Annotated in this window: 10 protein-coding genes; 4 read left to right on the top strand and 6 right to left on the bottom strand. The window is 66.1% G+C overall.

All coding sequences use genetic code 11. The features are described 5' to 3' along the window. Positions 1–92: 92 nt before the first annotated feature. Together ACXJKJ_RS25160 and ACXJKJ_RS25155 are read right to left on the bottom strand one after the other, a co-directional pair. Positions 93–695, bottom strand: coding sequence for a DUF1326 domain-containing protein (locus ACXJKJ_RS25160; RefSeq protein WP_457323038.1), 603 nt, complete (start codon positions 693–695; stop codon positions 93–95). Between the two features lie 145 nt (positions 696–840). Then, the gene (locus ACXJKJ_RS25155) at positions 841–2,412 is read right to left on the bottom strand and encodes a cation:proton antiporter (RefSeq protein ID WP_457393412.1); all 1,572 of its coding nucleotides are present in this window, start codon (positions 2,410–2,412) and stop codon (positions 841–843) included. Positions 2,413–2,553: 141 nt separating this feature from the next. Between ACXJKJ_RS25155 and ACXJKJ_RS25150 the strand changes: the two genes are divergently transcribed. Continuing rightward, positions 2,554–3,297, top strand: a complete 744-nt coding sequence (locus ACXJKJ_RS25150; protein WP_457393410.1) for an ankyrin repeat domain-containing protein — start codon at positions 2,554–2,556, stop codon at positions 3,295–3,297. Here the strand turns inward: ACXJKJ_RS25150 and tsaA are convergent. Beyond that, entirely contained in the window at positions 3,294–3,701 is a 408-nt protein-coding gene (gene tsaA / locus ACXJKJ_RS25145; protein ID WP_457393408.1) for a tRNA (N6-threonylcarbamoyladenosine(37)-N6)-methyltransferase TrmO, read from the bottom strand. The two genes, ACXJKJ_RS25150 and tsaA, sit on opposite strands and share 4 nt — an antisense overlap. Positions 3,702–3,731: 30 nt before the next feature. Continuing rightward, on the bottom strand, positions 3,732–4,127 hold the full coding sequence (locus ACXJKJ_RS25140) for a YciI family protein (protein WP_457393406.1): 396 nt from the start codon (positions 4,125–4,127) through the stop codon (positions 3,732–3,734). A 522-nt stretch (positions 4,128–4,649) separates the two neighbouring features. On the opposite strand from ACXJKJ_RS25140, the gene ACXJKJ_RS25135 reads away from it, so the two are divergent. The 3 genes from ACXJKJ_RS25135 (at position 4,650) to ACXJKJ_RS25125 (ending at position 9,183) form a co-directional block, all read left to right on the top strand. Then, positions 4,650–7,913 (top strand): hypothetical protein, encoded by a 3,264-nt coding sequence (locus ACXJKJ_RS25135; protein ID WP_457393404.1) that lies wholly within the window; start codon positions 4,650–4,652, stop codon positions 7,911–7,913. Between the two features lie 246 nt (positions 7,914–8,159). After that, positions 8,160–8,621, top strand: coding sequence for a hypothetical protein (locus ACXJKJ_RS25130; protein ID WP_457393402.1), 462 nt, complete (start codon positions 8,160–8,162; stop codon positions 8,619–8,621). Between the two features lie 133 nt (positions 8,622–8,754). After that, positions 8,755–9,183, top strand: coding sequence for a hypothetical protein (locus ACXJKJ_RS25125; RefSeq protein WP_457393400.1), 429 nt, complete (start codon positions 8,755–8,757; stop codon positions 9,181–9,183). 353 nt (positions 9,184–9,536) lie between these two features. Here ACXJKJ_RS25125 and ACXJKJ_RS25120 read toward each other — a convergent pair whose 3' ends face one another. Both ACXJKJ_RS25120 and ACXJKJ_RS25115 read right to left on the bottom strand, forming a co-directional pair. Then, a complete protein-coding gene (locus tag ACXJKJ_RS25120; protein ID WP_457393398.1) occupies positions 9,537–12,182 on the bottom strand; it encodes a TonB-dependent receptor in 2,646 nt (881 codons plus the stop codon). Between the two features lie 77 nt (positions 12,183–12,259). Then, entirely contained in the window at positions 12,260–13,498 is a 1,239-nt protein-coding gene (locus ACXJKJ_RS25115) for an MFS transporter (protein WP_457393396.1), read from the bottom strand. Positions 13,499–13,508 lie beyond the last annotated feature (10 nt).

The raw sequence follows: 13,508 nt of genomic DNA, 5'->3' as shown, positions 1-13,508 counted from the left end.
CGCCAGGCATGGGATGCCCACAGGGCATCCCATGTCCGGGCTCACTCCCGCCAAGCGGGAGCGAGCTTGCTTGGGGCGGCCCGSCGCGGCGCTCATGCGTCGAAGACGAAGGTGCTCTGCAGCGCGTTGTGGTTCTTGAGATCGAGATCGATGCCCAGTGCCGGGTTCTTGGAACGGTAAGTCGGGGCCTTGCCGACAAACACCGGCGCGCCCGGCACCGTCGAGAACACGGTGTCGGACAAGGTCGTCAGCCCACCCATCGCACCGCGATAGGGCTCGAGTTCGGCGTAGTAATTCGTGCCGATCTCGAGGATGCCCTTGCCGTCTTGCACGGTGAACTTGATGGGCGCCCGCTCGACCGACACCACCGTGCCAATGAGGGCGGCGAGATCGGCGACCGGCCCGCCGGCCTGGCCCGTGTAGACCTTGAGCAGGGCTGCCTCCTGCGCCGCCGAGGCCTTGTCGTCGACAAAGATTGCGGCGGTCCAGTTGCCTTTGAGGATGTTGCCGGGGACATGGGCCACGGCCGCGATGGTGTTGCCGCCGACGTCCACGCCGTCGATCACGCCCTTGTCGATGCGCCAGGCGACGATGGTGTCGCAGGTGCCGTTGTCTGGGTCCTCGCCGATCCAGCAGGGACACAGCACGTTGCAGTTGCAAACCTCCAGCAGACGACCTTCCAAGTGATAGCCCATATGACTCTCCGTCAAAGCCAAACACAATGAACTTGTCGCCGTGGCTCGGCCGGCAAGGCAAAAATCATCCTACGCCGCGGTGCCGGGTCGAGTCCAGGTTCGTTGAAGACGGCATCCTCAATCGATCACCCCTACTTCGTCGCATCTACTCCGTCGCATCGGCATTCGCCGCCCGCAGCGGATCCGACACCTCCAGCCAATCCAGATCGTTCTCCAGCGTGTGGAAGGCGTCGTCGCCGATCTCGCCGGCGTCGCGCATGGCCAGCAGCACCTGCCGGGCCGCCTGCAGCGCGGCGCGGTAGCTGTTGTCGTACTCGGCACCGAATGAAGCGAATGGGCTGCCGCTTTCATGCAGCGGCCGGCCCAGGTGCATCTTCAGGTTCTTGCGCACCAGGCTCACGGCGGCGGAGCTGTCTGCGGGCAGTTGCTCAAAGGCGGCCTCCAGCATGCGCTGGCGCGCGGCATGCTCTTCATGCGCCACCGGGTCGCCGTCCTTCAGATTGAGCGCGCGCAGCAAAGGCTTCAGTGTCAGCCCCTGGATCAGCAGCGTGCCCAGCACCACGAGGAAGGCCGTCAGCACGATCAGGTCGCGGGCCGGAAAGCCTTCGGGCAGCGCCAGCGCCGCCGCCAGCGTGACGATGCCGCGCATGCCCGCCCAGGAGATCACCAGCCCGCTGCCCACGCTGGGCCGCAGCATGGGCCGCGGCGGATTGAAGCCGTGGCGGTGGTCGCGCCAGCGGATCGCGGCGTTGAAGGACATGTGCCAGGCGACGCGCACGACGATGACGGTGACCAGCACGGCGGCGGCCACCAGCAGGTACTGCGTTCGCGCCGACGGCTCCAGCGCCATCAGGATGGGGCGGATCTGCAACCCGATGAAGATGAACGCAAAAATGTTCAGCGCGAACACCACCGTGGCCCAGACCGCGTTGGTGGGGATGCGAACGCGGGCAGGGATGCGCGCCGGTGCCATGCGCGCCAGCGTCATGGCGAAGCAGACCGTGGTCAGCACGCCCGACAGCCCGACATGCTCCGCCAGCTGCCACACGCTGATGGTGCCAATGAACTGCAGGATGATGGCCGTGGGAATGTGCTGCACATGCTCGAACATGCGCTGCACCAGCCAGCCCAGCGCAGGCCCCGCGATCAGGCTGCCCAGCACGGCCAGCAGGAAGGTCGGCGCCACCGCCTGCACCGAGAAGCCGCCGGCCGCCACTGCACCGACGGCCAGGCGGTAGATCAGCAGGGCGCTGGCGTCGTTGAGCAGGCTCTCGCCTTCGAGGATGCCCAGGATGCGCTGCGGCGGGCGCAGCGGCCGCAGCACCGCAGTGGCCGCCACCGCATCGGGCGGCGCGACGATGGCGCCCAGCGCCACGGCCGCGGCCCATGGCAGGCCCGGCACGAGGGCGTGAGCCACCATGGCCACTGCGGCCGTCGTGAGGCCGACCGCGAAGATCACCAGGCTGACCAGAGGCGCCCAGTTGTCTCTGAGGTCCCGCAATGACGCGTCGTAACCAGCGTCGACGAGAACCGGCGCGACGAACAGGGCCAGCACCAGTTCGGGCGGCAGGCTGGGGCTGGGTGCACCCGGCACCAGGGCCAGCAGCGCGCCGCCAATGGCCAGGAACACCGGGTAGGGCGCGCCCGCACGCCGCGCGGCGGCAGCCAGTGCCACGGCGGCGATGAAGATGATCAGGATTTGTTCAAGTTCCTGCACCGGCCGGAGTATGGCGACCTCGCCCTGGCAAAGGAAGGCGGGCCCGGCAGGCCGGCGGTCGTAGCATCGCTTCCCAACACCCAGTCCCCAGTCCCCAGGCCGCGCCGTGAAGGCGCATCGGTTGCTTACCGAAAGCAAGTCATGACCGGCATCTCCGAGCGTCTGCTCACCGCCTTTGAAACGCACGACGTTGAAGACATCCGGGCCGTCCTCGATGCCGGCTTCGATGCGAGTTCAAGCATCGGCGGCAAGACGGTGGTCAACCATCTGATCGAGATGTACTTTCGTTCGGACCGGTTTGCCACCTGCCTTCGGTTGCTGCTGGAACGTGGTGCCGTGCTGGACGACCCGCACCTGGCGCCCGTGCTGCTCAACGACGCCGACGCGCTGGCCTCGGCCGTGGCGGCGAACCCGGTGTTGCTGCGTCACCGCACGCAGATGCCCTGCACCTTCACGCCGCTTGACGGCGCCACGCTGCTGCATGTGGCGGCGGAGTACGGCCACGCAGAGGTCGCCGAGCGGCTGTTGGCACTGGGCGCAGACCCGAACGCCGCGGCCGATGTCGACGCCGACGGGCTGAACGGCCAGACGCCGCTCTTCCACGCCGTGAACTCGAATGCCAACCGTTCGGCGCCCGTCATGCGCCTGCTGCTCGCGGCTGGCGCGAGGGCGGACGTGCGCGTTCAGGGCATCACCTGGGGCCGCGGCTTCGACTGGGAGACGGTCTGCTACGACGTGACGCCGCTGTCCTACGCCCAACTCGGCCTGCTGCCGCAGATGCAGCGCATCGAGGCCGATACCTACGCCAACATCGTCGAACTGCTCGCGGCCCTGGGGCGGCCCGCGCCGCGGCTGGGCAATGTGCCGAACCGGTATTTGCGCTAGCGCTCCCGCAGGCGATCCAGCACCGGCTTGACGTCGATGATCGGCGTGCCGTCGAAGGCTTCGAGATGGAGTGCCTGGTAGCGAAGCGGGCCGTCTTTCTCGACCAGCGTGACGCGGTGCAGCCCCACGGGGTTGGGCCGGTCTTGCGAGCGCGTGCTGAACACGCCGCGCAGCGGGGCGTTCAGGTCGTCGCGTGGATGCACGCTCAAGGTCTCGCGCTGGCCGCGGTCCAGCCAGGTCAGCAACAGGATGTCGTCGCCCACCTGCAGGTCGCGCAGGCCCGCCTCGAAAGCGGGCAGGAACTCCAGCCACGCCGTGGGGGCGCCTTCATCGCCTTGCTTGGGCGCCTGCTCCCGGCTCGTCAGCGGTGAGCGCACATGGCCGATGGGTTGGAGGGCGAACATGTGTCTTGCGCGGCGGTGGGGCGCCAGGCCTCAACGCTGACGCCAGAGCGGCGGCGTTTCGTTGGTGATGTCCGTCGCCCGCGCCCGCTCGGCGTCGAGGGGGCGGATCTCCAGCGTCAGACCGAAGGCCAGGCAGGGGTTCTGCGCGGCGAGTTCGGCCGCTTCCTCCAGGCTCGTGGCGACGATGAACCAGTAGCCGCCGACGATCTCCTTGGTCTCCGCGAAGGGGCCGTCGGTGACGAGCCCGTGGGCAATGAGCTTGCCTTCGGGCGCCAACCGGCTGCCGGGTTTCATCCGACCTGCCGCCAGCTGGCCCTCGTACCAGACGTAGAACTGATCGATGGCGCGCTGGACGTCCTCGCGAGACGCTTTTTCGTCCCACAGCCCACGCGACACAACGAGGTATTCGTGCTGCGATTGGTTCATGGGTGGATGGTAAATGCAGGGGGACCGTGGAGCGTTCCGCGGAGGCCGAGTTGGGGAGCCAGACCTCCCGCGCCACGGCCTTTGCATCGATTGCTGAAGCCTCCGATAGACAGCTTCTGGCTGATCTCGGTCGGTCGCGCTTCAAGGTCTGAGCGACCGCTCCCGCCATAACCGGCCGCTTCGCGATCCGAACCTGTCGCTCGAAAGTGCCCCGCCGCACCGTACCCGGTTCAGCGACCGCTTCTGCTCGGCGCGAGCGGCTCAAATCGACCCGTAGGCTGCGTGGCCGTTTCCGGTGTAAGCCGGACCGGGTAGATACCTTCAAAGGCCGCTTTTCGAGTCGGCACATTTCGGCGCACAGGCGCGCGCCTTTCGCACGCCTTGGCGGGATCACCGGGTCGCAACTCCCGTGAGTCAATGCGCTGGTGAATATCCACGGTTGCGAGCTTCCTGTTTCGTCCGGACGCTCCTACGGTGACGCCGTATCCTCCGGTCCCCTTATCGCCACACCCTCCCATCGTCATGAAGCTCCCCTGGACCGCACCCACCGCGAGGGACATCGTCGATGAGGTCAGCGCCCTCAGCCATGACCAGCGATTCCGCCGGATGATCGAGCTTGGACGGGAGTCGGCCCAGAATCGCCGGCTGGCGCAAGCGCTGCAGACCCTGGCGGGCTCGGAGGTGCACTACGAGCGGTTGCTGGCCGTGATGGCCGCGTCGGGGTCGCGGGATGTAGGCGTCATTGCCGGCTTCCTGGGTGATCCGTCTCAATCCCTCGCCCTGCGCGCCGCGCGACTCGCTGCGCGGACGGTTCCTGACGACGTGGTGCTCGAGCGGATGCCCGGTTTGGCGCCGCGCTGTCGCCAGACACTGGCCTGGCGGCTATGGAAGGCGGGCCGGGCGCACGTCAACGATGCGGTGCACTCCCGGCTGTCGCAGGCGGACTGTTTGCCTCTTCTGCCTTGGACCAGTGATGCCTTCATCGCTGCAAGGCTCGCCACTGACGAAATTGCTTCACTCGCACCCTCGCGATGGGCAACGCTGGCCCAGCGGCTGCCGGGGGACACCCGCGATGCGTTAGTTCGCGAACTTGAGGAAGCCGAGCCGGTCTCTTACGTCCTTCGCCTGAGGGTCGTGGCAGCCCTGCATGGCCTGCTACGCCAGGATCGCGACGCCGGGCTGACGCTGCTTGCGGCCGCGGCAGGCCGGATGCCGATCACGACGCTTCCATTGGGCCGCTACGCGGCGCACTTCCCTCAGGCTGTGGCCGGCATCCTGCTGAATCACGCAGGCACGGCGCGTGTCGGTTTGCCGGTCAATGTGCTGAAAAGGCTGGATCCCGAGACCCTATGTGCTCTGCACGCGGCGGATGCGCTGCCGAACCTGCAGGCCGTATTCCCTCGGCTGACGCCAGTGCTGCGCGCAGCGCTGTACGGCCTCGCAGGTGAAGGGTGGCGAGCGCCCAGCGGCGCGGTGCCCGTCTCGCTGGTACGCGCGTTATCGAAGGAGACGCGTCAGTCAGAAGCACGCCGTGCTTTCTCAGCGCGCCTCCTCGAAACAGAGCCGATGACGCGCGTGGCATTCCTCGGCTGTCTGCCGTTTGCTGAGGCTTCGCAACTGGCGCGGCCTTACCTGTCGCAGCCGGATGGCGAGCTGCGCGCGCAGGCTGTTGCTGCCGTGGTCCATTCCGCCCGCTATGAATCCGCGAGCTTGGACGCCGTGCTCGACTTCTGCATGGCACGTGACAACGAGCAGGATCCGGTGCGGCTCGCGATGTTCACGGCACTGGCGGCGCTGCCTGTCTCGCGCTGGGAGGCCAGGCATCTGCCCAGCTTCACAGCGCTGATCGATGCGGCGCTTCGCGCGCGTGACTGCTCGTCCATGACCATGTCGGCTGCGGTGCAGTGGCTGATGGGGGTCATCGTCATGCACTCCGATTTCGTCGCGACCACCTTGCCGCGTCTGGTCGAGCGACTGGGAGGCATCGGTCGGATCGGCGCGGCCCATTGGGAATCGCGCATGAGTGACCGGGAGATGCGGCGAGTTGCGCCGCCGCTGATGCCGATGCTGGAGACCTGGGTCCAGCGCAACCAGGGGACCGTCGCCGTTCGGCTGATCCTGGCATTCGGTTGCCGGGCGAGGGCGGTCGAATCCTTCACCGATCTCCTGTTCGCACTTTCCCGCGACGGCCGTGCCAATGACGCCCGATCAGGCCTCGAGGCATTGGCGCACATAGGGCCTCCGAAGCGGTTGGACGAATGGATCCCACCGTTGCTCGATCGAGAGCCTGGCTGGATCACCGTCAGCACCGTGGCTCAGCACCTGCACAGGAACCGGCAAGACCTGCTGACGCCGTTCTTGACCCCGCGCCAGTTCAGCGGCCGGTTCTCCTCCGGTCAGGCGGCCTTCCTGCCGGTCTTTGAGAGCGGCTTCGAGCGTTGGACCGCGGCTCAGCAACAGCGCTATGGCGACTCGCTGCTTGCGATTCTGAACAGCCCCAAACGGAACGCATGGGAACTGTATGGCGTTGTCCGGCGATACGCCGCAATGCCGTCGCTCGCCTTGGATCCGGTCATCCGGCTCGCGCGCTTGGATTCTCCGGATGCGGCGCTGCGCGACAAGGCGCTGGAAGCACTCGGGCGCGCGGACGGCGGCCGTGGAGTCCCCACCCTGATCTCCGCGCTCGATGATGCGCGCGCCCGCGTCGCGATCTACGCCTTGCGGCAATCGGTGGTCGCCATGCCGGCTGCGCAGGCACTCCGGCTGATCGGCCAGGTGCCACGGGACAAGGTCACCGTGGCCAAGGAAGTCGTGCGGCTCGTCGGCGACCTACGCAGCGACGCTGCGTACAACTTCCTGGAAGGCTTCGATGAGGACGCGTCTCTGCACCCGGACGTGCGCATCGCGCTGCTGCGCGCGTACTGGAACTTCCTCGACAAGCCGGAGACCTGGCTGCGCCTTCGCGCCGCCGCGCTCGACGGCTCTCCGGCGTTGGCACGTTCCACGATCCGTGTGCCCCAGGTCGGATTGACGCCCGAAGGCCAACGCGCGTGGGGGCAGCACATGGCCCTGTTGCTTCAACATGCCGACGCGCTCATTCGCAAGGAAACTCTCGAGCGCCTCGTTCAGATGCCACCAGCGAAAGGGGAGTCGTCCCTGCGAGACGCCCTCGTCGGGCAGCTCGACGACATCGACACCGCGCTGGTTCAACTGGCGGCGCAGGTTCTGCTCGCAACCTATGGCCGCACCGCTGGCCAAGCTTTGGCGGCCAACTTCGCTGCGGTGAAGCAGCCGAGTTCGCTCGCGGCCATCGTCTCTGCATACCGTCATCTCAGGCGCGAAGGCGCGGCGGAACTCACCACCTCTGCGACCCCGCTTGCGGATGCGCTGATCGATCGACGCTGGCACGTTGGTCAAGCCGTCCAGGTAGCGCTCACCGTCTTCGCACCCGACCAGGCCTTGGATCTGCTTCGTCGATTGCAGGCCAAGAGCTTGCTGCACCCGGGCGTCGTCGCAGACGCGGTTGCTTCGATGGCCCAGTGCGTGGCTGGCCGAAGCGAGCAGAGCCTTGTCACGCTGGAGGGGGCACTGGGCGGGGAGGCATCCGGAGCTCTTCGCCGCATTGGGTTGGCGCTGCTTTGCGAACTGGCAGCGAAAGGCGGCTGGAGGTCCGAAGCGCGTCGGCGGTTGGAGACGTATCGCGGAGATCCGGATCAATGGGTGTCCGATACGGCGGATCTCGTGCGTGTACCGAGCGAGGCGGCGAATGCGAACCAGACGGGATAGTGTTCTTCCTCGTCAAGCAGGCGACCCCGACCAAGCAATTACCACCACCGCTGCTGGACCTACGCCGATGCCTAGGATCGATACGACAAGCGGGCTAAAGAGCAGCCCAAAAGGCAATGCGCTCATGGATGTGTATGAGTCAATCTGACTGCGCCCGGCCAGGAGCTGCCTCTCACAAATGTCTGGTATCGAGCGATGCAGACACGTTCGATACAGTCAAGCGCAATGAAGAGTCCGAACCCGCGAGTGAAGATGCTACGTCAGCCTGATCGTGCCTACTACGTCGCCATATGGCGAAAGGCGCGTTCATACAAGGTCGACATGGCGCGCAAGCAGTGGTGCGACTATTCCCACCAGCATTTCGATTGGGACGGTCTCGGCAACAAGAGCTGGCTTGATCGGCGCCGGCATTTGGCGGTGCTCCTGCATGCATTTCGAAGAGCTCAAGTCGAGTTGACTAGCTTCGAAGACGCGTACCAAGTGTTCGCATCGGTCAAGCCTGCTGACTCCGCGAGCGACGCCGTTTACGTCCATACACCGAACCCGAACCAGACGCCTTACCCGATGACGCCACTCGGAGAAGAGGTGTTGAGCCTACCGCCCCTCCTGGCAAGCCGCATCGACTTGTCGCGCTATCGCGTTTTTCGATATGGATCAGGCAAGGATGCTTCCTTCACGATCCTTGCGGCACGCGTGGCGTTGCGATGACGATCGGCGCCGACCGGCCAGGGGCTGTCGCTGGCCATCGGCCGCACTCAGGTAGGCTTTTGACATTCGACCATTTGGTCGCAGTCGGGGGACAAACGACACGCCCTCGTGGGCCGCGGAGAGGATTCAACAGTTGAGGGTGCAAGCGCTTGCAGGCTTAGGTTCAATCTTGGCGGGTTCGGTCGGACTGATCTTTGTGATCGTGGCTCGGCATGGCGAGTCGTTCCGTGGCACTGCCAGCGCATGGCTCTTGAACACGGCTGACGAGCTCGGCTTCATTCGCCAGCCGTCAGAGGGCAGTATGGACGAGGCCAAGGCGCCAAGCCTGTTCTCGTTCACCGACGAAACCGCCTTGGACGCGATGCTGTGCTTTGGCGTTGTACTGGGAGTCACTGCCTTGTTGCTGGCCGTTTGCGCCTCCGCCCGACGAGAGGGCAGTCATCACTTTGGCGCCGGCCTTGTATGCGGGGGTCTTTGTCTCACGGTGGCGCACTTTTACGCGGGCATGGGCTCGCTACTGCTCGGAACAGCGCTTGTTCTTGCGACGAAGAAGACTGAGTAGCGCATTTCCCGAGCGTCAGCTCCGAGCACCCTATTCCGAGAGCATCGATGACTGCAACGGGTCGACAGCGCCATTCCAACGCTTCGAGCAGCAGACATTCCGGCGCGAGTTGACGGCGACAGCCGCGGGCGGCCAGGTTGGACGACCGTAGCGCCCTCGACACCGGTCGTTGAAGCCGTCAGCCGGCCAGGTGCGCCGGCGACTGCTTCCTGCCAGGCAGCGTGAACTCGGCGGCTGATCGCCGATGACGGCACCCGCTGCAAAACGGAATTTCCGCGCTCTCCGTTCGACAAATCGCCTAGCGCCGACAGCCACCTGAATGCCGAACCCGCGCCGGCAAGCATGAGTGACCCTCAGTAGTCGATCCCCACCCGAATGCCGTAGGTGCGCGGATCATTCCAGTAGGCGCGCACGAAGCCGCCGCCGTCCTGCACCGCGTTCTTCGTCATCTTGTTGGTCGCGTTCAGCACATAGAGCTCGGCGCGCCAGTACTTGGGCGCCTGCAGCTTGAGGCTGGCGTCGATCTTGGTGAAGGCCTTCTGGCCGTCGGAGATGTGCGGGTTGTCCAGGTTGAGCAGGGTGAAGTACATCTTGTCCTGCCACTTCAGGTTGACCCAGGGCGTCAGCTCCCAGCCCTCGCCGAACATGAAGCTCTGTGAGAAGTTGATGCCGAAGCTGTACTTGGGCGACAGGGGCAGGTGGTTGCCGGTGATGTCCAGGATCTGGCGGCCGGCGAACTCGCGGATGGGGCCGCTGTAGGGCTCGGGGCAGTGCGGTGCGCCCATCTCCTCGCGCACACCGCAGTTCCAGGTGTCGCTGTAGGACGGGTAGTCCTTCATCTTGCTGTTGATGTAGCTGAAGAAGGCTCCCAGGCGCGCGCCGGGCCAGGGCTTGTAGTCGACCTCCAGCTCGATGCCCGGGATGCTGACGACGCCGACGTTGACAGTCTGCCACTTGGTGACGATGTCGCAGGTCGGGTTGTCTTCGGGGCAGGGCTCGGTGCGCTTGATGCGCGAGGCGAAGTTGTCGCCCGTGACCTGCATGTCCTTGTAGCGGCTGAAGAACAGGGTGGCCGACAGGCTCAGCCGCTTGTTCAGCAGCAGGCCCTTGTAGCCGATCTCGAAGTTGGTGACGGTCTCGGGTTTGTAGGGGAAGAAGGTGTACTGCGGGCCGGCCGGGCCGTCCACGCAGTCGTGGCCGCCGCAGCGGTCGTCCTTGTCGCCGAAGCCGCCGGCCTTGTAGCCGGTGGACAGCGATGTGTAGACCATGTCCAGCGGCGTCAGCTGCTTCTGCAGGCCCAGGCGGTAGGTGACCTTCTTCCAGCTCTGGGCGTTGTCGTTGCCGGCCGGCGGGCCCCATTCGGCATAGGCGCCGGTGCCGGCGAAGGGGCCCATCTGCTCGGTCAGGTCGCGGCCGTTGTGGGCTCGGAAGCCCGGCTCGCCGGGCGTGCCGGGATGGAACAAGCCGTTGTAGTAGGCCGGCGTGGAGCCGTCCCAGCCACCGAAGACCTGGCCGTTCTTGTCGGTCTTCTTGTCATGGCTGTAGCGGGCGCCGAGGGTGGCGGTCCAGGTCGGCGTGAACTTCCAGTCGGCCTGGGCGAAGACGGCCTTGGCGTCGATCTGGCGGTCGGGCTGGTGATAGAACTGGCTGGTCGGGAAGCCATAAGGCGCCGTGACCAGCTGCTCCTGCGCATAGTCGATGGCGTTCTTCTCGTGCATCCAGAACAGGCCCGTGACGAGCTGCAGCGTGTCGGTGTGGTGCTTGAACTGCAGTTCGTGCACGCTGGACTTGTAGGTCGAGCCGAGCGTGAACGAGGTCATGTCGCTGACGGGCCAGGTGCCCCAGTCGCCGTCGGGGCCGACGGGCAGGCTGGCCGTCACCTGGCTGGCGATGGGGTGGTAGCCGCCGTCATCGTCGGACTGCTGCGTGCGCTTCTGGTTGGCGAAGGCAAAGCCGTATTCGATGCTGCTCTGCGGGCTGAGGTTCCACACCAGGTTGGAGCGCAGCGTGTCGATGGACATGTCGGTCTTGCCCGGCACGTTGATCTTGACGTCCCATTTGCCACCAGTGCAGGCGAAGGCGGTGCCGGCCGCCATGTCGCAGTCCTTCATCGCGACGTCGCCGGCGCCATTGTTCTGGAACTTCTCGTAGGCCACCAACCATTCGATGTTGTCGGTCAGCTTGAGCCGCCCGGCGATGCGGGCCGCCCATTCGTCGCGGTTGTAGTAGTACTTGCTTTTGGAGACCAGGGTGTTGCGGCGCTGGTCCACGTCAGGGATGCCATCGGCGACAAAGCCATGCGCCGGCAGGTTGACGTCGGTGAAGTCCTGCTGCTGGTTGATCCAGCCATCGCGCTGCACCTTGCTGACCGTGGCGCGCAGCGCGAACTTGTCGTTGACGGCGATGTTCTGGATCAGGTTGATCTGGCGCTTGCGGTAGTTGCCGAAGTCCGCTTCGACATTGCCGTAGGTGGAGCCGAACTCGGGCTTGGCCGGGATGATGTTGACGCTGCCGCCGGTGGAGTTGCGGCCGAACAGCGTGCCCTGCGGGCCGCGCAGCACTTCCACCTGCTCCAGGTCGAACATCAGCGCGAGCGCCCCTTGCGGCCGCGGCGAGTACAGGCCGCCGACATGCAGGCCGACCGCGGGGTCACCGATCTCGGTGAAGTTGGTGGAGCCCACGCCGCGGATGTTGATCTGGATGCCGGAGTCGGCGCCCGAGGAGATCTGCAGATTGGGCACGGTGCCGGACAGGCCGCGCACGTCGTGGATGCCCTCGCGGCTCAGCGCCTCCTGCGTGATGGCGGTGACGGCGACCGGCGTCTTCAGCAGGTTGGAGTTGACGCGCGTCGCGCTGACGGTGACGGTGGGCAGCTCATTCCTGGCGTTGTCCTTGTCCGTCGTGGCGGTCGTCGTCTCTTGGGCAAAGGCCGCGCCGGCCAGCAGGCTCACGGCGGCTGCGGTGACGGTCTTGGCGTATCCAGCTCGGTTCGTTCTCATCGCTCTCGGCTCCTTGTGTCTGTGTATGGGCGGCCGCCGTCCTGGCCCGAAAGCCACGGCGTGTTTGAGTCGGGAAGTCAGGCCCCGGGTCTGGGCTTGGGTTTGGTGCCGGACAACAACTGCGCCAACGAGACGGTCTCGTTGCGCACGAGTGGCCTCGCCCAGGCGCTGACGCTCAGGATGTAGGCCAGGGTCAGGAAGACGGTGGTCATGGCGGCGCGCAGGCCGATGGCGTCGCCGAGCACGCCCACCAGCAGGGGCACGACGGCGCCGCCGAGGATGCCGGTGCACAGCACGCCCGAGAAGGCGCCGTGGTGGCGGGGCACGGAATTGAGGCCCAGCGAGAAGACGATGGAGAACATCACCGACAGGCAAAAGCCCGAGCCCGGGAAGGCCCACAGCGAAGCGGCCGCCGGCCCGAACAACGCGATGCCGACGCAGCCCATGGCCAGCACCGTGAAGCCGGCCAGCACGACGCGTGAGTCCAGCAGCTTGAGCAGCACGAGGCCGAGCAGGCAGCCCACGGACATCAGGCCCCAGAAGCGCGCGACGGCATCGGCGCCCTCAGCCGTGGCCGAGAAGCCGTGATAGGTCGAAAGGAACTGCGACATCCAGTTGGCCAGCACCTGCTCGGTGCCGACATAGGCCAGGATGCCCAGGAAGAACAGGCGCACATCACGCCGCGCCAGCAGCTCCTTGTAGGCCGCCCAGCCGCCGGTGCGCTCGTCGTCCTTGAGCTCGACCTCGGGCAGGGGCAGGGTCTGGTTGGCGAGGATGAGGGCGACGAAGCCGGCCGTGAAGATCCAGTAGAAGGCGACCCACACCAGCGGGCTGCCGGCCGCGCCCGGCCTCTCCATCAGCAGCTGGAAGGCCCAGGGGCTGAGGAAGGACGCCAAGCCGAAGACGAGCTGGCCCATCACCGAGAAGAAGGCGAAATGGGCCTCGCCGCCGGCCGTGCGCAGCAGCGGATTGATGACGACCTGCAGCAGGGCCATGCCCAGGCCGATGACGAAGAGGCCGGCGATGGCCGTGCCATAGCTGGGCCACAGCGCGATGGCCAGCGACCCGGCGAGGTTGAGCAGGAAGGCGATCAGGATGGTGAAGCGTGGTCCGCGCGCCTCGACCAGCATGCCGCCGGGCACCGAGACCAGGCCGTAGGCGAGGAAGAAGGAGAAGGGCAGGAAACCCGCGAGCGCCAGGCTCAGCTTGAAGTCCTGGATGATGATCGGCATCAGTGGGCCGATCAGGTTGGTGACGAAGGAGATCACGAACCAGATCAGCAGGATGTAGCCGACGATCAGCGCGCGGTGCTTCATGGCTTGGTGC

It is taken from the genome of Roseateles sp. P5_E1, assembly GCF_054049335.1.
The sequence above is the reverse complement of the archived record's forward strand: the minus strand, read 5'-3'. Positions and strand labels throughout refer to the sequence as shown.